Here is a 19,847-nt window from a genome sequence, read left to right as displayed (position 1 = left end):
ATCTGATACAAGGAGCTGGCCATGGCCATCGCGCTCGTCCTCCCCTTCGTCCTCGTGGCGGTGCTCGCGGCGCTCGTCGGGTGGCTGCTCACCCGCTCGCGTGCTCCGCTCACGGCACCGGAGCACGCGGCCGTGGTACACGCCCACCGCCGCTCGACCCGATGGTTCGCCTGGGCCGTCGCCGTCGCGCTGGTCGTGACGGTCGCCCTCTTCGCCCTCGCCGGCGTCTCGCTGGGGCGGGTCGCCGCCCTCGCTCCGGCGGTCGGCGGCGTGACCCTGCTCCTGGTCATGTGCATCGGCGAGCTGCGCAGCCCGCGGCAGACGACGCTCACGCGCACCGCGGTGGCCCGACCCCGACGGGTGCGCGACCTCATCGGCGCCGGCCCCCTCGCCCTCGCGACGATCTCGGTCGTCGCGCTCACCACGACCCTCGTCGTCGGCACGGCCATGGGCTCGACCGACGACCTCGGCCGGGCCGGGCGCGCGCTGACGACGCTGTGCGGGGACGTCACGACGGTCCGCGGTCCATGGCCCGGGAGCTACTACGCCATCCCGATCGCCGCCGCCCTCCTCGTCGGTCTGGTGGCCGCCGCAGTCACCTGCCGCACGATCGCCGCCCGCCCCGCCCCAAGGGTCGAGGAGGCCGACGTCGACGACGCCGTGCGACGGTGGTCGACGCGGTCGGTGCTGCTCACCCTCGCGCTCGTGTGCTGGGCGACCCTCGTCCCGCTGTTGCTGCTCATGACGGTTGCGCACTCCGGCGGCAGCTGCACGACCCCCTCGACGCGAGCCCTCCAGCTCAGCTTCGGCGCGGGTGCGCTCGTGTCGGCGGTGGCGGCGATCGGGACCTTCGCCGCGCTGTGCACTGGCCCGCGCCTGCGGCCGGGGCAGGCGCCGCCACCGGGCAGCGCCGACCATTCGCCCGTGGGGGTGCCGCTGTGAGCGACGTCGTGACGATCGACCTCGTCGACCCGACTCCCCCCTTTGAGCAGGTGCGCCGCCAGCTGACCCTGCTCATCGAGACCGGCCAGCTCGTCACCGGCGAGCGCCTGCCGTCCGTGCGCCAGCTCGCCGGTGACCTCGGTCTGGCGACCGGCACCGTCGCGCGCGCCTATCGTGAGCTCGAGTCCGCCGGGCTCGTCGTCACCCGGCGCGGGGGCGGCACCCGGGTGGCCGACCGGCCCACCTCGGCGAGCGCGGCCGCGACGTCGCTGCTCGAGGACGCCGCCCACGAGTACCTCGCCCGGGCCAAGGTCCTGGGCGCCGGGCCCGACCGCGCCATCCAGGTCGTCGAGATCGTCTCGCGCCGCCACTGACCGGACCACCTGGGAGACCCATGGACCGCATCGCCACCGCATCGGCCGACTTCGCCGTCAACCGCGCCACCCGCGAGGACGTCGCCGACATCGCGACGCTGCTGCGCGACGAGCAGGGCACGCCGGTCGGCACGCTGCAGCTGACCTTCGTGCCCGGCCTGAGCCGCGGCGGTGCGATGCGGATGACGAGCGACAAGCGGCGCCCCGAGCCGCACCGCTTCTACGAGCGGCTCGGCTACGTTGCGACGCACGAGGGCTTCACGCTCGAGGTATGACGCCTCAGGCCCAGCGCGCGAGCAGGTACTGCACGCCGAAGGGGGACTCCTCGGCGACGAGCTCCCCCGCCAGACCGTCGGTCGCGGCGGCGAGGACCTGCAGGGCGGCCCGACCGCGCATCCACAGCCGGTCGCACGTCGCGGGGTCGAGGGCGGCCAGGGCAGTGGTGTCGGCAGCGGCGAGCGCGCACGCCAGACCCTCGGCGAAGGGAGCCGCGTCCGGTTGGAGGTGGCCCGGCGCCTTCTCGGTGAGCGTCGCCGGGCCGTCGGCGACGACGACCAGCAGCGTCGACGGGCCCGCGGCGAGGGTGGCGCCCAGGGCTGCGCACTCCTGCGGCGACGCGTCGGCGGCGACCGAGTGCAGCAAGGTCTCGCCCCCTCCAGAGGGGGCGAGCAGACGTCCGATCTCGAGGTCGGTCGGCAGCGCACCCTCGGGGACGCGGCCGGTCGTGAAGCGCGCAGCACCCGAAGGGGCGTCGCCTGGCCACACACGGGTGGTCGTACCCGAGCCGACGACGACGAGACGGTCGGCCCCCTTCGCCGTGGCGGTGTCGGCGACGAGGGCTGCGGCCCGCTCACGCAGGTCGGCGAGCGGGTCGGCGGTGCCGCCGATGCCGGGCAGCAGTGCCGGGGCGGCCGGGACGACGACGGCGGCGGCGAGGCTCATGCTGGTCGACCGCGATGGGTCCGTCCCTGCGGGCACGGCTCGTTCCTCGCTCGTGCCCTCGCTCCGCACCCCGCTCATGCGAGCCCCCGAATCGTGCGGGCCGGGGGACGTTCGCCGCGCAGGGTGGCGACCATGTCGAGCACCTGGCGGGTCTCGGCGACCTCGTGGACGCGGTAGATCCGCGCGCCGAGCCACGCGGAGACGGCGGTCGTCGCGAGAGTGCCGATCAGTCGCTGGTCGACGGGTCGGTCGAGGGTCTCGCCGACGAAGTCCTTGTTGGACAGCGACACCAGGACCGGCCAGCCCGTGTCGACCATCTCGTCGAGGCGGCGGGTGACCTCGAGGGTGTGGTGGGTGTTCTTGCCGAAGTCGTGCGCCGGGTCGATGACGACCGACTCGCGGGCGACGCCGGCGGCCACGGCCCGCTCTGCGTAGCCGAGGACTCCCTCGATGACGTCGGCGACGACGTCACCCTCGAAGCCGGTGCGGAAGGGGCGGGTGCGCGGCTCCACCCCGCCGGTGTGCGTGCAGATGATCGCGACGTCGTGCGCAGCGGCGACGTCGACGAGACCGGGGTCGGCCCCGCCCCACGCGTCGTTGAGCACGTCCGCGCCTGCGGCGCAGACGGCTTCGCCGACCTCGGCCCGCCAGGTGTCGACCGAGACGACCAGTTGCGGGTGGGCCTCGCGGACGCGGGCGACGAGTCCGGCGACCCGGTCGATCTCCTCGGCGACGTCGACGTCACCCCCGGGCGCGGCCTTGACCCCGCCGATGTCGACGATGTCGGCACCCTGCTCGACGACGAGGTCGACGCGCTCCATCGCCTTGTCCTCGGCGAAGGTCGCGCCCTGGTCGTAGAAGGAATCGGGCGTGCGGTTGACGATCGCCATGACGAGCATCGCGTCGTCGGCGAAGGAGTGGCGGCCGAGTCTCATCGTGCTCCTGCGGGGTAGCCGGGCTGGGTGGTCGCCGGTGGCCGCTGGCGAAGGGGGACGGGCCGGGTCCGCCAGCCGCCCTCGCGGGTGAACTGCTCGAGCGTCTCGCTCGCGACCGCGACGTCGACCGGCTCGCCGTGCCGGCGGGCGTGGACGACGGCGAGCAGCTCGGCGGCCATGACGGCGAGGTCGTGGTCGCGCTGGTGGCGGTGGGCGCGGGCGCCGAGGTCGACCTGGGCGATCGCGTCGAGACCGTGGCGGGTGTGGGTGTCGAGGAGCGAGGCGATCTCGACGCCGTAGCCGGTCGGCACGGTCAGCGACTCCATGAGCGAGCGGCGGGCGGCCCACTCCCCCGCCAGGGGCTGGACGACGCCGGCGAGCTCGGGCCACCACAGGTCGAGGACCGGGCGGGCGACGAGCTCGGTGACGCGGCCGCCCTCGGTGCTCGGGGCGCGGCCGGGCACGTCCATGACGCGGTCGTACCAGCCCTTGACGAGCAGGGTGCCCGGGTCAGCGGTCAGAGCACCGACGAGACCGGTGACGAAGTGCGGTCCCCACTCGGTGAGGTCGGCATCGACGAAGACGAGCAGGTCGGCGGTGGTGGCGAAGAGCGACTTCCAGAGGGCCTCACCCTTGCCCGGGTGGGCGCCGAGGTGCGGCGCGATGTCGGCGGCGCGGTGCACGGTGGCTCCCGCGTCGGCGGCGACGCGCGCGGTGTCGTCGGTCGAGTCGGAGTCGATGACGACGAGCTCGCGGACGAGCGGCTGGGTCTCGACGAGCTCGTGGCGCAGGCCGGCCACCACATCGCCGACTGTGGCGGCCTCGTTGCGGGCCGGGACGACGACGGCGACGGACTCCCCCTTCGTCTCGAGGCGGGTGACGAGGTCGGCGGCGTCGAAGTCCGTGTGGACGTGGCTGCGCGCCGACAGCCACTCACGGGTCGACGGGCGCATGCGGCTCATCGTATGCAGGCATCATGGAGCCCATGCGACGACTCCTGGCGATCCTGCTGCTGCCGCTGCTGCTGACCGCCTGCTCCGACCCCGGGTCCGCTCTGTCCCGCGCCGAGAGCACCGGCGTGCTCAACGTCGGCGTCGTCGACAACCCCCCGCGCACCGTCCCGACCGACGGCGGCGACGTCACCGGCCCGGCCGCCGACCTCATCGGCGACTACGCGGACTCCATCGGGGCGCACCCGAGCTGGCAGGTCGGCGAGCTCGAGGCGCTCGCTGCCGCCGTCGACCGCGGCGAGGTCGACGTGATCATCGGTGCCGACGGCGAGGCGAAGGGAGTCACCCCACCTCCTCGTCCGGAGACGCCGGCGCGGTCCTCGTGGGTGAGCAGGAGACCCCGCTCAAGGAGTCGATCGACGCCTGGTTGGCCCAGCGCGATTGACGCCAACGGCGCGTCACGCGGCAGGTCGCCCAGTCACGCCATCGGAACCCCCGAATTTCCAGGCCTTGCGCCCGAGTCACACCATGAACTGCCGCGCGACATGCCACCGCAGCTGGTGCACGTGGAGCTGGCGAAGGGACTCGAACCCTCAACCACCTGTTTCCCTGCGGGGCTCCTCGGTTGGGTACTGCTGGGACTCGGATTCCCTGTGTTTCCAACGGTCTTCGCGTGCATGTGCGGAGCCGACTCGGGCTGGATCGGTCCTTCTCTGGACGAAAGAGGAGGCGTAAGTGGAGGGCTGGCCGGATCTAGCCACCGACCCTGTAGCGGAGCAGAGGAGCCTGCCGGAGTGGCCGGGTCAAGGGTGGACGGAGTCCATCACGCAGTGACGCGGAGCGCCCTTGATGCGGTCCGGAGGTGGGCGGAGAGTGAAGCGGAGGGTCGGAGGCGTGAAGGTGACGTATTCGCGCGGCGGCGTGTCCGCCCAACTTCACTTCTGGACCACCGACCTTGCTCACGTCATTGCTCCGAGCCAGCAAGGCCATCTCGGCTGCAGTTCCGTCGATGTTTCGTTGGCGCTATGTCCCAGATAGGACCTGGACTAGCTGTTCAACTGTGGGAGAACCCTCCACGCCATCTGGTGTCCGATACAGCCGACACGACAGCCCGACCGGCGCGCCTGGCTCGGCGAAGTGGTCCTCACCGTCGACAAGGATCGACGGCGAGCCACGAAAGCTCCACTGTTCAGCTTGTTCGGGGGTGGTCACCAGGACCTTCTCCACGTCGACGTGGATGCCTAGGGTTTCCAGCGCTTCACGGATGCGGCCGTCGGCCACCTGCCAGTTCGGGCACCCGTCGAAGTACAGGAGTTGGACGCTCATACTGCCAGCCTACTTATCGCACGGTGGCAATCACGTAGCTGCATGGCGAAGGGAGCGACGCTCGGGATGAGGTCCTGGGCGTCGCTCCTTTTGGTCTGCCGGTTGGGTCGAGGTTCGCCGCCGCGCCCGGAACGGCCGCAGGCCGCACGCCCGGCACGGCGGCGGGCCGAAGGCCCGCCGGCTCGCGCCGGAGGCGCGCTTGAGTCAGTGGAGAAACTTCTCGCCGGGCCGCGGTGAGCCTCAGTGGCCCTCGGGTGGCAGCGCGACGAAGAGTCAAGGCCTGTGGACGGTCGGTACCTCAGTTCGCGCAAAGCCGGCCAACTCCGGGATGCAGCACGCGCATCCGAGCGCAGCAGTGGGTGTGCGGTTCGCCCAGCGCGCCCGAGCACGGTTCGTCGAGAGGTTTCTCGGCTCTTCACCGATGAGTGTGGGGTCGTAGGTTGAGGCCGCCGCCGATGAGGAGCATGCGGAGGCGGTAGTTGTCGCGGTTGCGAAAGCCGCGGGCTACGCGGCGGTGGAGCTCAATGAGGCCGTTGATGGCTTCGGTGCCGCCGTTGTTGGCGCCGTTGGTGTCGAAGTAGCCGAGGAACTCGCGGCGCCAGGTGTTCAGGGTCTTGCCCAGGCGGGCGACCTCGGGGATCGGGCATGAGGCGAAGGTGTCGAGGATCTTCTCGGCGACCGCTCGCCCGGCAGCATGAGTGGCCTGGTGGTAGGCGGAGCGGACCTGCTGGGCGCACACCCAGGCGACCTCGACCTCGAGGTGGCGTTCGTCGGCAGCCCACGCCGCCTCGAGCCGGGCGCGTTGTCGCTCGGTGAGGTTCTCGGCGCCGGCGCGCAGGATGTTGCGGATCCGGTACAGCGGGTCGTTCTTGCGGCCTCGGTGGCCGTGGATCTGCTGCTGGACACGTCGGCGGACGTCGTCGACGACGGCGGTGGCGAGCTTGACGACGTGGAAGGCGTCCAGGACCGAGCGGGCGTCCTCGAGCTGGTCGTCGATCGCGTTCTTGTACCCGTGGAACGGGTCCAGCGTGGCCACCTCGACCCGGGCTCGGAAGGCCTGGCCGCGCTGGTCGAGCCAGTCCTTGTACACGGCGCCGGAGCGACCCGGGACGAGGTCGAGCAGCCGGGCCCTGGTGCGCCCGCCCGCATCACGGGTCAGGTCGACCATCCCGGTCAGCTCCTTCGGGCCGCGTCCGCCGTCCTCGATCGGCTTGGTCGAGACGTGATGCCACACATGTTCATCGACCCCGAGGATCGCGACCCCCTCGAAGCGCGACACGTCGTCGGCTGCGGCCTGCAGCAGCGGCCGGATCGACTCCCACACGGTCCGCCACCCTGTCCCGAGCTGGCGCCGTACCCCGTTGACGCTGGCGTGCTCGCGGCGGATCTGCTCGATCGCCCACCGGCACGCCCGGGCCGTCAACAACCCGCGAGGCGTCGCGACAGCGTCGTCCTGCTCCACGAACGAGCCGACCCCGCACGCGGGCTCCAGGCACAGCCAGCGGCGCTTGCGCCAGATGATCCGCACCGGCCGGCCAAACGCCGGCGCGTCGACCAGGCGCACCTCCACCCGTCCGTGGCCGCGGGCGATGACCCCGCAGGAGCGGCATCCCATCGGCTCCGGAGCCGACTCCACCGTCACGACCAACCGGTCGTCACCGTGCTGCTCGACAGCGATCACATGCAGCCCGGGTAGTCCGACGAGGACGTCGCAACGGTCGCAGTAGCCGCCGCGCACACGGCAGCACAACGTAGGCTCGGGCATCGTCGAGGTCCTTGCGATCAGGAGAGGTAAGAGTCCTCTGATCTTCGAGGGCCTCGACCCTTTCCACCCTTACCCCACGCCCCGGCGCGTCGCGCTCACCCCACACTCATCGGTGAAGAGCCGGTTTCTCGTGGTCTGGCCTAGTGTTCGCAACATCAGGACTCCGCGCCCGGCGCGGGCCGCGGGGTCACCGCACAAGAGGGGGGTTTGAACATGAATCGAAAGTCCGCCGCATCCCTGATCGCGACGCTGACCATGGCACTCGGGACCCTGGCCCTGCCCGGCGCAGCCGTCGCGGAGTCACCTCGGAAGGCTAGCGATCCGCAGAGTCACCATGTGGGCGCTGACGTCGAGACAACTGGATCGATCAAGGTCATCGATAGCGGGGAGACCGCTACCGGCGGCTATGTCACCTTCACTGGCGAAGGAACGGTCACCGTTGACGGCAAGCAATCTTCCCCCTTTGCGCCTGCTGCAACGGTGCGCGTGGGTGGCGGAGAGTGGCGCTACGGAACCACCGTAAACGCTGGAGGTCAAAAGACTTGCTTCTCCAAGTACTACCACTGGTACAACCGCCACAGCGCCACTGCCTCGATGGACGGCTACACCGACACCGTGACCCAAGGCGCTAAGGGCTGGGCCGAGGCCTACGTTATCCGCTGGACCAGCAACACCTGCAAGGTGTACTGGAGCAACTCGGCCTGACCTGGTTTGAGTATGAACGAGTTGGGTTGATGACGCGTCATGCACAGCGTCATCAACCCAACCTCTTGTTCGACCCGAGGAGATCTGATCTACCGTGCGACGGATCCACTGGTACTTGCTTGGAGGCGGGCTACTTCTAGGTCTGGTCAACGTGACCGCAAACTACGGGCTCTTCCCCGGGGCCGTTTACATCTCCAAGCTTGTCGGGAATAGCTGGGGGTGGCTCGCGGCTTCCTTCCTCGCAGCCTGGGGGGGAGCGTCTTGGCCTTCGGCCACCAAGCGCAGTTTATTCACGCTGTTGCCAGCCATAGCGGCGTACTACCTATTCGACTACATTCTCGCTGAACAGGTAACCGGAACTGGAAGTTCCAAGTCTCCCGCCATCGTCATTTTCTGGACCATCGCGGCTCTGGTCGTCTCCGCGGCGATTGGTGGGTTGACACGTCTAGTCAGAAGACGCACGTGGATATCCGTTCCCGCCGCCGCCGCCCTTCCCGCGTTCGTCTCCTACGGCGCTTTCGATGCATACGGCTTTCTTTCTCAAGACCCTTGGATGGATCCTGAGCTCTTGCAGGTGACGCGGATTCTGTGGCCCGTGGCCGCGGGTGTCGCTTTCGCCGTCGCAGTCATACGCATCGTTGCTCTCACGTCGCGCACCGCGGCTCACCGGCCGGGCGAACACGCCTCCGGGGCAGCGCGCCTCGATTGCGACCTAAGCAAATAGGCCGACCCATGTCGATTCGGCAAGCTAGGCGATGTGCTGGGCGTAGCCGGGGGAGTTCTTTGTCAGACTTGTAATTGGCGTGTCATGCGACGTATTGATCCCCTCCTGATTCTTGGCACGTCTCCCCGTTGCGCCGCCAGCAGTCTGCGAGTCACCATTCACTGCCACCGCCCGCTGAGGGTCCACGAAGGGCCACAGCAGAATAGGACCTCGATCCGTGTCGATGGGTGGTTTCACCGATCGGCTCCCACCCACGATCTTCGTACAGTCGCAGGGCCGCCCGATCTTTTGCTAAAACTTCTAGGATTGGGATCAGGCTCAAGTCGCTCGCAGCAACCGCGACGGTTCTCATCAGTTCACCGCCAACGCCGCGACCCCTTGCCGCTGGCAGCACGAAGAGACGAGCCACGACGGCCGAACGCTCGACGGGCATGCCTTTTTGAGCCATGATCTCGACGGCGTCCTCGCGGTCCCCTGGGCGCGTGAGCGCCACATGCCCTACGGGGTGCCCGTCAATACGCGACACCCACTGACTGCGGCGGCGCGCTGAGGTCGGGGTCGGGCCGGAGGAGCCGGTCTTCGGCACGGTCGACGGTGGCTTCCGGGAGCCGCGCTCGGTCAGCCGGTGGCTCTACGAGGTGCGGCTCGACAGCGACCTGGAGTGGGTGACCTCGCACGCCTGGCGCAAGACGACGGCGAGCATCCTCGACGGGTCGGGGGTCACGGCGCGGATCATCGCGGACCAGCTCGGCCACTCGCGGGTGTCGATGACGCAGGACGTCTATCTGGGCCGTGGGGAGCATGATCCTCGGGTGCTGGCGCCGCTCGAAGCGGCGGACCCGCAACCCCCTTCGCCGGGCCAAAGTGGAGGCGAAAGTGGAGGCTTCGGCCTTCCGGAGGGTGGGGAGTGAGGTGTTTCCCTTGATTTTGGAGCTGGCGAAGGGACTCGAACCCTCAACCACCTGTTTACAAGACAGGTGCGCTACCAATTGCGCCACGCCAGCGGGCCCGGACGACGAAGACCGGGACCGCGGCATCGTAGCCCGCGGTCCCGGTCCTCACCGAGCCGGTCGTGCGCTCAGAGCACGTTGTTGTTCAGCCAGGTCTGCAGGCGGGAGGTCGTCTGCGGCCCCCACTTGCCGTCGACGTCGGCGCCGACCTTGCGCTGCAGCGCCCGCGTTGTCATCGGGCCGATGACGCCGTCCTGCGCGGTGCCGACGCGGGCCTGGAGGGCGCGCTTGTCACCGGCGTCGAGGTAGCCGTTCATCGGGCGGCCGCCCCACTTCTCGATGCCGGCGTTGGTCCGCGGGCCCTGGACCCCGTCGACGACGAGCTTGCCGCCGGTCGAGGTCACCGGCGGGCGCGTGGTGTCGCGCGAGGGGCGGGTGCCACCGGAGTAGGGGTCGACGGCCAGACCGTTGGACACGGTCAGGCCGGCGCGCTGGGAGCACACGGGCCAGGCGCCGGGGCCCTGGACCTTGAGCACCTCCTGGGCGATCTCGATCTGCTGCGCCTTGCTCGCGCGGTCGGCGGTGTAGGCGTACTTCTGCCCACCGAAGCCCTTCCAGGTCTGGAAGGAGAACTGCAGGCCGCCGTAGTAGCCGTTGCCGGTGTTGATGCTCCAGTTGCCGGTCGACTCGCAGGCCGCGACGCGGTCCCAGACCGTGTCGGATGCACCGGCGTTGGAGGCGACGACCAGACCGCCGGCGACGATCGCGCCGGCGGCGACGGCGCCCCCGGCCACGCGCAGACGACGGCCGCGGCGACCGACGCGCTGGTCGGGAAAGTCGTTGGTGCTGAACATGAAGGTCCCTCTCCTGGGCTGAGCGCGGCAGGGGTCCCCGCGCAGGTCCGAGAGAGACGCTAAGGACACTCCAGTCGCACAAACAACACCTGCCACGTAAATACAGACCTGTAACTCGAGGCCCTCGGCCACCATCTGTCACCACCCCGAGCACCCCGTCCGGGCACGACGAAGGGGAGGGGAGACCAGTGGTCTCCCCTCCCCTTCGTGGAGGTGATCGGGCCGATCAGGTCAGCCCGTCAGCCGCGTCTCGCTCAGCGACCGTTGAGGTAGGTCTGCAGCGCGGAGGTCGTCTTGGGACCCCAGATGCCGTCCTGCGTGGCGCCGACGACCGACTGCAGCGCAGCGGTGGTCTTCGGGCCGATGACGCCGTCCTGAGCCGTGCCGACCTTGGCCTGGAGGGCCTGGACGTCGGCGGAGCTGAGGGTGCCGTCCTGTGCGACGCCGACCCACTTCTCGATGGCGGCGTTGGTCTTGGGGCCACGGATGCCGTCGACGACGAGGCCGCCGGAGGTGGCCTCACCGCGAACCTCCGAGCGGGAGGTCTGCGTGGGGGCCTGCTGCTGCGTGGGGGCCTGCTGCTGCGTGGGAGCCTGCTGCTGCGTGGGAGCCTGCTGCTGCGTGGGGGCCTGGGTCGTGGTGCCCGAGCTGTCGCCACCGGAGGTGGGCGCCACGGCGGCACCGCCGTTGGCCTTGGTCAGGCCGGCCTTCTGCGAGCAGACGGGCCACGCGCCGGGGCCCTGCACCTGCAGGGTCTTCTGGGCGATCTCGATCTGCTGGGCCTTGGTGGCCTGGTGCGCGTTGGCCGCGTACTTGCCGCCGCCGAAGCCCTGCCAGGTCTGCGTGGTGAACTGCAGGCCGCCGTAGAAGCCGTTGCCGGTGTTGATCGACCAGTTGCCACCGCTCTCGCACTGGGCCACGGCGTCCCACACGGAGGACGAGGAGGCGGCCGGGGCGGCGGAGGCGCCCTGCGCGGTCGCGATGGTGCCCACGGTGGCGGTCGCGCCGGCCACGGCGACACCGGCGATGCGGCGGCGAGCGGGCGACGACTGCTTCGTCTGGGCGTGCTTGGGGGAGTAGAACATGGGGGTGTGGTTCCTTCCACGGAGTTCAGGGGGCTTCGTGGTCGAAGCTGCCAGGGGGTCTGGCGTCATTCGCTGACGGCGGGAACGTTACCTTCCCGTGACCAAACGAGTCAAACACGTGACCTGAAATGGTCAGGACCGGGTCAGCTCGTGCGGTAGCGCGCGGGTCAGACGATGTCCCAGCCCTCGTCGGCCCGGGCCGTGCTCTCCTGCTCGACGGCGGCCTTGCGTCGCTGCGCCACCGGGGCGTCGAAGGGGGCGGCCAGCCGGTCGCCGAGGGTGGTCCCGGTGGCGATCGCCATGATCACGCCGAGCGCCCCGAGGACGCTGAAGAGACCCTGCACGGTGTCGGACCCGTCGGCCATCGCCGAGGGACTGGTCATGTGGTAGAGGCCGACGAAGATCCCCAGACCGGGGAAGAGACCGAAGGTCGCCGGGACGGCGACCGTGAGGGCCGGCGCGTCCATGCGCAGCGCGATGCAGCGGGCCATGAAGCCGATGAGCGCCGCCGCGACTCCGGTGGCGGTCACCCGCCCGAGGCCGGCCTGGGTGAGCAGGGCCGCGACGGCCACACCCATCGTGCACAGCAGCGCCGCCGGCAGAAGCATGCGCCGGCTGCCCTGCAGCGTGATCGCCCCGGCGAAGCCGATGAGCACGGCGCCGACGATGACCACCGGCAGCGTGGCCGAGGCCCAGGCGAGCTTGTCGATCGGCGGCGGCTCGAGCCCGAAGTCGAGCACCCCACCGAGCTCGAGACTCATGCCCAGGCCGCCGGCAACACCCACGATGAGGCCGAAGGTGTGCAGCATGACCGCGAAGATCCGCGCCGACCCGGTGACCGGGAAGCCCGACAGCACGTCCTCCATCGCCGAGATGAGCGTGCGTGAGGGCAGCAGTGCGACGATGCCGCCGGCCACGATGAAGGCGAAGTCGGACGGTGAGATCGGCAGGATCGAGTAGGCGCCCAGGACATAGGCGACGAAGGCGACGAGCGTCGCCACGGCACCGCCGATCGCCCCGAGGTAGAAGTCGGGCAGGTTGAGCCGGTCGATGAGCGAGGCGAGCCCGATCGTCATACAGGCCGAGAGCAGCGCCACGAGCACCGCGAAGTCGCTCGCCCCGAGGATGAGGGCGACCCCGGCCGCCACTCCGCCCTCGGCGAGGGTGACGAACCAGCGCGACCACATGCGCGGTGTACGGCTGATCTCCCGCAGCTGGGAGTCGGCCTGCTCGAGGTCGATGTCGCCGGAGACGAGGTCGTCGACGAGGGCGTGCACCATCGCCAGCCGGGCGAAGTCCAGGCGCGGCTGACGCACGACACGCAGCCGGCTGATCGTCTGCCCCGACGGCGTGCGGCACTGCATGTGCATCGACTGCATCGTCAGGTCGACGTCGAGGTCCTCGAGCCCGGCCGCCACGCCGACGGCGATCGTCGCGGACTCGACACCGCTGGCCGACGACCCCGAGCGCAGCATGATCTCGGCGACCCGCAGGGCGAGGTCCATCGCGTGCGCGGCCGCCCGCTCCTCGGCGACGGCGCGGGTGACGCGGGGGTCGCGGTAGGGGGTGCCGCGCAGCGAACCGCGCAGCGGGATCGTCTCGGTCGGCTGCTCGCCGCGCAGGCTCGGGCGGCGGCGCGGCTTGGGCTGTGGCCGCTGCGGGATCGAGCCGGTCGTCGGGTCGACGGCCTCGGGCTCGGCTCCCGGCCGCCGCCGCGGTCGCGGACGGGGGCGCGGTGGGGGCGGAGGGGGCGGGGTGCTCGTCATCGCGCGGGCAGCTGCTCCGGGCCGGGCAGGGGCGAGCTGACGTCGGGCCACCACGAGACCTCGAGGGCACCGACGGCCAGGGCGCCGAGCACACCCACGGCGAAGACGACGAGCACCGCGATGAGCACGACCCGCGCGGCCGGGACACCGGTCACGCCGCGGACGAGGCTGCGGCTGCCGCGCCGCAGGCCCGGGCCGCCGGGGCCCCACCACGCGACGAGGAGGGCGAGCAGCGACCCGACCGCGAGCGGCACGGGTGCGGCCAGCCGCACGCCGAGCCCGTCGACCGCCGACTGGGCCAGCGCAGCGGCGAGCAGACCAGCGGCGCCGACGGCGATCGGCAGGAGGGCGGCCACGACCGTCTTGAGGCCGGCGGTGAGCAGGTGCCACGGCGAGGCCATCGCGGCGACGACCCCGTCGCTGCGACGCCGGCCGGCCTGGTGGCGTCGGCGCACCGTCGAGGTCATCGAGGTGTCGACGGTGCGGGCGAGCCACGACCAGAGCACGGCCAGGCCGAGGCCGACGAAGGGGACGGCCGTCGCCAGGGCCACGACGGCGGCGAGGAGTGCCGCGAGCACGTCGCTGCGGCGCGACTTGCCGATGCGAGGGTCGCCGGGGCGGTCGCCGGCCACCCCGGCGGGGGCGGTGCCCGGCCACGAGGTGTGACCGCTCTGCGCGACGGGAGCCGGGGTCGGCGCGGGAGCCGGCCGCGGGTCGGTCCAGTCGCCACTGCCCCAGGGCGCCGGCGGCTCGGCGCGCTGGACGGAGGCCGGCGCGGCTGCCACCGGCGGCAGGGTGCGCGTCGCGTCGGCCTGCAGCGCACGGGTGCGCTGCGGCAGCACGTCGGTCACCGGGCGCCCGCGCGCCCAGGCCTCGAGCGCCATGAGCACCTCGTCGGCATCGGGCCGCAGCTGCGGGTCGGGCGTGAGCGCCGCGTAGAGCAACGGGGCGAGCTCGGGGTCGACATCGCGCAGGTCGGCGTCGCCGCGGCACACGCGGGCGAGCACGGCCTCCATGCCACCGCGACCGAAGGGGGATCGCCCGGTGGCCGCGAAGACGAGCGTCGCCGCCCAGCCCCACCAGTCCGTGGCCGGCGTGACGTCGCCGCCCTCGACGAGCTCGGGCGAGAGGTAGCCGGGAGTGCCCATGACGAGGCCGGTCATGGTCATGCGGGAGGTGTCGGCGACGTGGGCGATGCCGAAGTCGATGACGACCGGGTCGCCGTCGAGGATGAGGACATTGCCCGGCTTGAGGTCGCGGTGGATGACCCCGACCTCGTGGATGGCGCGCAGCGCCTCGGCCAGGCCCCGGGCCAGACGCAGCAGCGACTCGGCGTCGAGCGGGCCCTCCTCGCGGACGAGCTGCTCGAGGCTCGGGCCGGGGACGTAGCGGGTGACGATGTAGGGCTGGTCGGCCTCGAGGTCGGCGTCGAAGACGGGGGCGATCCGCTGCGAGCGCACCCGCGCGAGCGTGTCGACCTCACGGGCCAGACGCGCCCGGGCGTCGTCGTCGTGGGCGACGTGGGTCCGCAGCACCTTGACCGCGACGGCGCGGCCGCGGGCGTCGAGTGCGAGGTGGACGATGCCCATGCCGCCCTGGCCGAGCTGCTGGAGCACGCGGTAGGGACCGATGGTGTCGAAGTCCGCGACGCTGACGTCTCCGCGCTCGTCCGGGGCGGGGTCGTCCCCGAGGAGCTGTGTCGTCATGGGTTCAGGGTAGAAGGCCCTCCTTGGGAGATGTCGGAGCACCTCCTGTGTGCGCGCTGTGGCGACCGGATCGTTACTGGGTGATGTAGGCCTCGAGCTGGTCGCGCTCGGCGGCGAGGTCGCGGATGCGCTGCTTGACGATGTCACCGATGCTGACGATCGCGATGAGCTTGCCGTCGCGCACGACGGGCACGTGGCGGATGCGACGGTCGCTCATCTCGCCGGCCAGATCCCGCACGTCGTCGTGCTCGCCGCAGGTGTGCACCTCGGCGGTCATGATCGCGCTCACCGGCCCCTCGAGGACCCCGAGCCCGTCGCTGTGGAGACGGCGCACGACGTCGCGCTCGGAGACGATCCCGTCGACGCTGCCCTCCCCCGCGGAGACGACGACGGCCCCGATGCGGTGCTCCGCGAGGAGCGCGAGGAGCTCGCCGACGGTGGACTCGGGTGCGACGGTCACGACGTCGGTGCCCTTGCTGCGCAGTACGTCCGAGATCTTCATGTACCGACGGTAGTGGCCCCGGACCGCGGATGGAAGGACGAGCCCGGGTGCATAGAGTGGGGCCATCGAGCTCCGGAGGGTGCCCACCGTGTCAGACCAGCGCACGTACGACCTCGTCATCGCCGCCAACCGCCTACCCGTCGACCGGGTCGTGGCCCCCGACGGCAGCTCGCAGTGGCACCGCTCCCCCGGCGGGCTCGTCACCGCCATGGACTCGGTGATGCGTGGCCGCGACGGGGCCTGGGTCGGCTGGGCCGGCGAACCGGGAGAGGCTCCCGCCCCCTTCGCCGAGGCCGGCATGTGGCTGCACCCGGTGCCGCTCGACGCGCAGGAGCTCGAGACCTACTACGAGGGGTTCAGCAACGACACCCTCTGGCCGATCTACCACGACGTCATCGTCCCGGCGCACTTCCACCGCGAGTGGTGGCAGGCCTACGAGCGGGTCAACGAGCGCTTCGCGGAGGCGGTCTGCGAGGTCGCCGCGCCGGGGGCCAAGGTCTGGATCCACGACTACCAGCTCCAGCTCGTCCCCGCCCTCGTGCGCCGGCGCCGCCCCGACGTGCGCATCGGGTGGTTCAACCACATCCCCTTCCCGCCCGTCGAGCTCTTCGCCCAGCTGCCGTGGCGCTCGCAGATCATCGAGGGCCTCCTCGGCGCCGACTACCTCGGCTTCCAGCGGGTCGCCGATGCGCAGAACTTCCTGCGCGCCGCCCGGCGCCTCGACGGACGCGCGACCCGGGGAGACACGGTCATCGCCCGCGACGCCGACGGCGCCGAGCGGGTCGTGCGCGCCTCGGCGGTGCCGATCAGCATCGACTACACCGACCTGGAGTCGCTGGCCCGCAGCGAGGCCGTGCAGGAGCGGGCCCGGCAGATCCGCACCTCGCTCGGCGAGCCCGAGGTGGTCATGCTCGGCGTCGACCGGCTCGACTACACCAAGGGGATCCGCCACCGCCTCAAGGCCTACGAGGAGCTGCTCGCCGAGGGCACCCTCCGGCCGCCGGAGGTGACCTTCGTCCAGGTCGCCACGCCCAGCCGCGAACGCGTCGAGGCCTACAAGCGGCTGCGCACCGAGGTCGAGACGACCGTGGGCCGCATCAACGGCACCTACGGCACCCTCGGCTCCCCCGCGGTGCACTACCTCCACCAGTCCTACCCACGCGAGGAGATGGCGGCGCTCTTCCAGGCCGCCGACGTCATGCTCGTCACCCCGCTGCGCGACGGGATGAACCTCGTCGCCAAGGAGTACGTCACCTGCCGGCACGACACCGGGGGCGCGCTCGTGCTCAGCGAGTTCACCGGGGCCTGGCACGAGCTGCACCAGTCCTTCGTCTGCAACCCCCACGACATCGAGGGGCTGAAGCAGACGATCCTGCGGGCGCTGCGCACCGACGACAAGGAGCGCCGTCGCCTCATGCGGGCCCTGCGCCGCCGCGTCGCCGACAACGACGTGCAGCGCTGGGCCGACCGCTTCCTCACCAACCTCGACACCGCACCGCACAAGACCGGCCCGAAGGGAGCCTGACGTGCCCCTGCCACACGTGGTCACCACCGCGCTGGCCGCCGTCGCCGCCGCACCCCGACTGCTCGTGGCCACCGACTTCGACGGGGTGCTCGCTCCCTTCGTCCTCAACCCCATGGACGCCCGGGCGCAGCCGGGCACCCTGGAGTCGCTCACCTCGCTGGCGGCCCTGCCGGCGACGTGGTCGGCGGTCGTCTCCGGGCGCGACCTGACCACCCTCGACGAGCTCACCGGCCTCGCGGGGTCGGCCGTGACCCGCATCGGCAGCCACGGCGCCGAGTCCAGCCGCGGCGGGGCCCTGCCCGACGGCACCGCCGCCGCGCTCGCCGCGCTGCGCGGCGCGGTCGAGGCGGCGGTGGCCGCCCGCGATCCGCGGATCCGCCTGGAGCACAAGCCGACCGCCGTCGTGCTGCACACGCGCGGCCTGCCCGACGAGGTGCTGCCGACGGCCGCCGCGATCGCCGAGGAGGCCGCCGCCACCGAGGGCGTGCGGCACCTCGCGGGCAAGGGCGTGCACGAGCTGAGCGTCCTGCAGGCGGACAAGGGCACGGCGCTGCGCGCCCTGGCCACCGAGCTCGACGCCGACGCCGTCGTCTACCTCGGCGACGACGTCACCGACGAGCACGCCTTCGCCGTGCTCGGTGTCGGTGACCTCGGGATCAAGGTCGGGCCCGGCGAGACGACCGCCGCCGTGCGGGTCGACGACGCCGCCGCGGTGCCCGAGGTGCTGGCCGCGCTGACCTCCCTTCGCGCCTGAGGCTGCGGCACACTGGGTCGATGGGCCCACCCGGGGCCGCGAAGGGAAGAGCCGTGCCACTCGACATCTCCGCCGCACGCCCGGACCCGGCCCTGCTCGACCTGCCGTGGTCGACCCCCCTCGAGGACTGGCCCGCCGACCGGCTCGCCGCGCTGCCCCGCGGCATCTCCCGGCACGTCGTGCGCTTCGCCCACCTGTCCGGCGGCATCGTCGCGGTCAAGGAGATCAAGGCCGAGCTGGCGCGCAACGAGTACCACCTGCTGCGGCAGCTGCGCCGCCTCGACCTGCCGTGCGTCGAGCCGCTCGCGGTCGTCACCGGGCGCACCGACGCCGACGGGCAGCCGCTCGACGCCTGCCTCGTCACCCGGCACCTGCAGTTCTCCCTGCCCTACCGCCTGGTCTTCAGCCAGAACCTGCGCGCCGACACCGCCGTCCGGCTCGCCGACGCCCTGGCCGTCCTCCTCGCCCGGCTGCACCTGGCCGGCTTCTTCTGGGGCGACGTGTCGCTGTCCAACACGCTCTTCCGCCGGGACGCCGGCGCCTTCTCCGCCTACCTCGTCGACGCCGAGACGGGCGAGCTGCACGACCGGCTGAGCACCGGGCAGCGCGAGCACGACCTCGACCTGGCCCAGACCAACATCGCCGGCGAGATGATGGACCTCGCCGCGGCCGGCTACCTGCCGGAGGAGCTCGACCCCATCGAGATCGCCCACGACATCATCGAGCGCTACCGCGGGCTGTGGCAGGAGCTCACCGGCGACGAGTGGTTCGACGCCGGCGAGCGCTGGCGGGTCGACGAGCGGATCCGCCGGCTCAACGCCCTGGGCTTCGACGTCGACGAGCTGGCGATCACCACCGACCTCGACGGCACCCACCTGCGGATCGAGCCCAAGGTCGTCGACGCCGGGCACCACAGCCGGCGCCTGCTGCGCCTCACCGGTCTCGACGTGGAAGAAAACCAGGCCCGCCGCCTGCTCAACGACCTCGACTCCTACCGCGCGGCCATGGACCGGCAGGGCGACGACGAGGCGCTCGTGGCCCACGACTGGCTCACCCGGGTCTACGAACCCACCTCGCGCCGCATCCCGCCCGAGCTGCGCGCCAAGCTCGAGCCCGCCGAGATCTTCCACGAGATCCTCGAGCACCGGTGGTACATGGCTGAAAAAGTGGGGCACGATGTGCCCATCGAGGACGCGATCGCCGACTACCTGCGAGAGGTCCTGCCGAGCAAACCCGACGAGCAGTCGGTCCTGGGGACCGACACCCAGATGCTGCCCGTCGTCGACAAGGGAGAGAAGAAATGACCGACCCGACGCAGGGGGGCCTGCCGGGCCAGCCGCCGCAGGGCGCGCCGACGCCGCCGCAGGGCGCACCGACGCCGCCGCCCGGAGCACCCACCCCACCGACCGGCGCACCGCAGCCGGGTCCCCCTTCGCCCTACCCGGCGGCTGGTGGCAGTGACCCGGGCAGGCCGGGGTCGCGGGCCTGGGTCGAGCAGCGCTACGGCCGCACCGCAGGCTTCGGTGACCGGATCCTCCCGGGGATCATCGACAGCCTGCTCGGCATGGCCGCCGCCTTCATCCCCGTGATCCTGGGCATCGTGTGCATCGTCGCCGGCATGCCCGACACCTACGACTGCGGCGTCTACTACACGCGCACCTGCGAGGTGCCCGGCTCCGGGTCCGGCGGGCTCGTCGGCCTGGGCATCCTGCTGATCTTCCTGTCCTTCCTCGCCGCGATCGCCATGGCCGCGTGGAACCGCGTGTGGCGGGTGACCAAGACCGGCCAGAGCATCGGCAAGAAGGTCACCGGCCTCAAGGTCATCGACGCCGAGAGCGGCAAGCACCCGCAGCTCGGCCCGGCCGCCCTGCGCGAGCTCGTCCACCAGGTCGCCGGCATCATCAGCTGGATCTGGATGCTCGTCGACGACGACGACCGCACGCTGGCGGACATCGTCGGCAAGACGCACGTCGTGCACGTCGGCAAGGACTGACCCACCACGAGCGAAGGGGGCCGCGAGCGTCATGCTCGCGGCCCCCTTC

Annotated in this window: 20 protein-coding genes and 1 tRNA gene; 9 read left to right on the top strand and 12 right to left on the bottom strand. The window is 71.5% G+C overall.

The genetic code is table 11. The annotated features are described in order from the left end of the window. Positions 1–21: 21 nt before the first annotated feature. The 3 genes from H7A72_RS01695 to H7A72_RS16565 are packed head-to-tail and all read left to right on the top strand — an operon-like array spanning position 22 to position 1,591. On the top strand, positions 22–942 hold the full coding sequence (locus H7A72_RS01695) for a hypothetical protein (protein WP_072623579.1): 921 nt from the start codon (positions 22–24) through the stop codon (positions 940–942). Further along, positions 939–1,316 carry a GntR family transcriptional regulator gene (locus H7A72_RS01690; protein ID WP_185221426.1) on the top strand — a complete coding sequence of 126 codons (378 nt, stop codon included), beginning with the start codon at positions 939–941 and terminating at the stop codon, positions 1,314–1,316. Before H7A72_RS01695 ends, H7A72_RS01690 begins: the two co-directional genes overlap by 4 nt. A gap of 20 nt (positions 1,317–1,336) precedes the next feature. After that, positions 1,337–1,591 (top strand): hypothetical protein, encoded by a 255-nt coding sequence (locus tag H7A72_RS16565; protein WP_223277941.1) that lies wholly within the window; start codon positions 1,337–1,339, stop codon positions 1,589–1,591. A gap of 4 nt (positions 1,592–1,595) precedes the next feature. On the opposite strand, the gene H7A72_RS01680 is transcribed toward H7A72_RS16565, so the two are convergent. From H7A72_RS01680 to H7A72_RS01660, 5 genes are all read right to left on the bottom strand, one after another. Further along, positions 1,596–2,258, bottom strand: coding sequence for a hypothetical protein (locus H7A72_RS01680; protein ID WP_185221425.1), 663 nt, complete (start codon positions 2,256–2,258; stop codon positions 1,596–1,598). Positions 2,259–2,332: 74 nt separating this feature from the next. Beyond that, positions 2,333–3,193, bottom strand: a complete 861-nt coding sequence (gene folP / locus H7A72_RS01675; RefSeq protein WP_185221424.1) for a dihydropteroate synthase — start codon at positions 3,191–3,193, stop codon at positions 2,333–2,335. After that, positions 3,190–4,146, bottom strand: a complete 957-nt coding sequence (locus tag H7A72_RS01670; protein ID WP_185221423.1) for a glucosyl-3-phosphoglycerate synthase — start codon at positions 4,144–4,146, stop codon at positions 3,190–3,192. Before H7A72_RS01670 ends, folP begins: the two co-directional genes overlap by 4 nt. Before the next feature lie 1,020 nt (positions 4,147–5,166). After that, on the bottom strand, positions 5,167–5,469 hold the full coding sequence (locus tag H7A72_RS01665; RefSeq protein ID WP_185221422.1) for a thioredoxin family protein: 303 nt from the start codon (positions 5,467–5,469) through the stop codon (positions 5,167–5,169). A 415-nt stretch (positions 5,470–5,884) separates the two neighbouring features. Continuing rightward, entirely contained in the window at positions 5,885–7,150 is a 1,266-nt protein-coding gene (locus H7A72_RS01660; protein ID WP_084450751.1) for an ISL3 family transposase, read from the bottom strand. A gap of 297 nt (positions 7,151–7,447) precedes the next feature. On the opposite strand from H7A72_RS01660, the gene H7A72_RS01655 reads away from it, so the two are divergent. Beyond that, on the top strand, positions 7,448–7,939 hold the full coding sequence (locus H7A72_RS01655; protein WP_083545956.1) for a lactococcin 972 family bacteriocin: 492 nt from the start codon (positions 7,448–7,450) through the stop codon (positions 7,937–7,939). A gap of 875 nt (positions 7,940–8,814) precedes the next feature. Here the strand turns inward: H7A72_RS01655 and H7A72_RS17040 are convergent. Then, a complete protein-coding gene (locus H7A72_RS17040; RefSeq protein ID WP_370543550.1) occupies positions 8,815–9,249 on the bottom strand; it encodes a GNAT family N-acetyltransferase in 435 nt (144 codons plus the stop codon). Here H7A72_RS17040 and H7A72_RS01645 point away from each other — a divergent pair. After that, positions 9,197–9,574, top strand: coding sequence for a tyrosine-type recombinase/integrase (locus H7A72_RS01645; protein WP_083545953.1), 378 nt, complete (start codon positions 9,197–9,199; stop codon positions 9,572–9,574). The genes H7A72_RS17040 and H7A72_RS01645 overlap by 53 nt on opposite strands. 17 nt (positions 9,575–9,591) lie before the next feature. On the opposite strand, the gene H7A72_RS01640 is transcribed toward H7A72_RS01645, so the two are convergent. The 6 genes from H7A72_RS01640 to H7A72_RS01615 all read right to left on the bottom strand — a co-directional run bounded on the left by H7A72_RS01640 (position 9,592) and on the right by H7A72_RS01615 (position 15,526). Beyond that, positions 9,592–9,667 (bottom strand) — tRNA-Thr (locus H7A72_RS01640). Positions 9,668–9,741: 74 nt separating this feature from the next. Further along, positions 9,742–10,467 carry a transglycosylase family protein gene (locus tag H7A72_RS16985; RefSeq protein ID WP_072623570.1) on the bottom strand — a complete coding sequence of 242 codons (726 nt, stop codon included), beginning with the start codon at positions 10,465–10,467 and terminating at the stop codon, positions 9,742–9,744. A 254-nt stretch (positions 10,468–10,721) separates the two neighbouring features. Then, on the bottom strand, positions 10,722–11,552 hold the full coding sequence (locus tag H7A72_RS01630) for a transglycosylase family protein (RefSeq protein ID WP_185221420.1): 831 nt from the start codon (positions 11,550–11,552) through the stop codon (positions 10,722–10,724). Positions 11,553–11,719: 167 nt separating this feature from the next. Beyond that, entirely contained in the window at positions 11,720–13,318 is a 1,599-nt protein-coding gene (locus tag H7A72_RS01625; RefSeq protein WP_185221419.1) for a threonine/serine exporter ThrE family protein, read from the bottom strand. Beyond that, a complete protein-coding gene (locus H7A72_RS01620) occupies positions 13,315–15,024 on the bottom strand; it encodes a serine/threonine-protein kinase (protein ID WP_185221418.1) in 1,710 nt (569 codons plus the stop codon). Before H7A72_RS01620 ends, H7A72_RS01625 begins: the two co-directional genes overlap by 4 nt. Before the next feature lie 73 nt (positions 15,025–15,097). Beyond that, positions 15,098–15,526: a CBS domain-containing protein gene (locus H7A72_RS01615; RefSeq protein WP_084451571.1), complete on the bottom strand. Its 429-nt coding sequence runs from the start codon at positions 15,524–15,526 to the stop codon at positions 15,098–15,100. A gap of 88 nt (positions 15,527–15,614) precedes the next feature. On the opposite strand from H7A72_RS01615, the gene H7A72_RS01610 reads away from it, so the two are divergent. The 4 genes from H7A72_RS01610 to H7A72_RS01595 are packed head-to-tail and all read left to right on the top strand — an operon-like array spanning position 15,615 to position 19,798. Then, positions 15,615–17,051, top strand: a complete 1,437-nt coding sequence (locus tag H7A72_RS01610) for a trehalose-6-phosphate synthase (RefSeq protein ID WP_084451439.1) — start codon at positions 15,615–15,617, stop codon at positions 17,049–17,051. A gap of 1 nt (position 17,052) precedes the next feature. After that, positions 17,053–17,805 (top strand): trehalose-phosphatase, encoded by a 753-nt coding sequence (gene otsB / locus H7A72_RS01605; protein WP_185221417.1) that lies wholly within the window; start codon positions 17,053–17,055, stop codon positions 17,803–17,805. 20 nt (positions 17,806–17,825) lie between these two features. Beyond that, a complete protein-coding gene (locus H7A72_RS01600; RefSeq protein WP_370543549.1) occupies positions 17,826–19,109 on the top strand; it encodes a DUF4032 domain-containing protein in 1,284 nt (427 codons plus the stop codon). After that, positions 19,106–19,798 carry an RDD family protein gene (locus H7A72_RS01595; RefSeq protein ID WP_185221416.1) on the top strand — a complete coding sequence of 231 codons (693 nt, stop codon included), beginning with the start codon at positions 19,106–19,108 and terminating at the stop codon, positions 19,796–19,798. Before H7A72_RS01600 ends, H7A72_RS01595 begins: the two co-directional genes overlap by 4 nt. The last annotated feature ends 49 nt before the right edge of the window (positions 19,799–19,847 follow it).

It is taken from the genome of Janibacter sp. YB324 (genome assembly GCF_014217915.1).
In the GTDB taxonomy this organism is placed as follows: domain Bacteria; phylum Actinomycetota; class Actinomycetes; order Actinomycetales; family Dermatophilaceae; genus Janibacter; species Janibacter indicus.
Note: the sequence above shows the minus strand (reverse complement) of the source record. Positions and strands in the feature narration are given on the sequence as shown.

Coding starts and splice junctions, on each gene's coding strand:
- H7A72_RS01695 (WP_072623579.1), top strand. CDS start 22: ATGGCCATCGCGCTCGTCCTCCCCTTCGTCCTCGTGGCGGTGCTCGCG.
- H7A72_RS16565 (WP_223277941.1), top strand. CDS start 1,337: ATGGACCGCATCGCCACCGCATCGGCCGACTTCGCCGTCAACCGCGCC.
- H7A72_RS01680 (WP_185221425.1), bottom strand. CDS start 2,258: ATGAGCCTCGCCGCCGCCGTCGTCGTCCCGGCCGCCCCGGCACTGCTG.
- folP (WP_185221424.1), bottom strand. CDS start 3,193: ATGAGACTCGGCCGCCACTCCTTCGCCGACGACGCGATGCTCGTCATG.
- H7A72_RS01670 (WP_185221423.1), bottom strand. CDS start 4,146: ATGCGCCCGTCGACCCGTGAGTGGCTGTCGGCGCGCAGCCACGTCCAC.
- H7A72_RS01665 (WP_185221422.1), bottom strand. CDS start 5,469: ATGAGCGTCCAACTCCTGTACTTCGACGGGTGCCCGAACTGGCAGGTG.
- H7A72_RS01655 (WP_083545956.1), top strand. CDS start 7,448: ATGAATCGAAAGTCCGCCGCATCCCTGATCGCGACGCTGACCATGGCA.
- H7A72_RS16985 (WP_072623570.1), bottom strand. CDS start 10,467: ATGTTCAGCACCAACGACTTTCCCGACCAGCGCGTCGGTCGCCGCGGC.
- H7A72_RS01630 (WP_185221420.1), bottom strand. CDS start 11,552: ATGTTCTACTCCCCCAAGCACGCCCAGACGAAGCAGTCGTCGCCCGCT.
- H7A72_RS01625 (WP_185221419.1), bottom strand. CDS start 13,318: ATGACGAGCACCCCGCCCCCTCCGCCCCCACCGCGCCCCCGTCCGCGA.
- H7A72_RS01620 (WP_185221418.1), bottom strand. CDS start 15,024: ATGACGACACAGCTCCTCGGGGACGACCCCGCCCCGGACGAGCGCGGA.
- H7A72_RS01615 (WP_084451571.1), bottom strand. CDS start 15,526: ATGAAGATCTCGGACGTACTGCGCAGCAAGGGCACCGACGTCGTGACC.
- H7A72_RS01600 (WP_370543549.1), top strand. CDS start 17,826: ATGGGCCCACCCGGGGCCGCGAAGGGAAGAGCCGTGCCACTCGACATC.
- H7A72_RS01595 (WP_185221416.1), top strand. CDS start 19,106: ATGACCGACCCGACGCAGGGGGGCCTGCCGGGCCAGCCGCCGCAGGGC.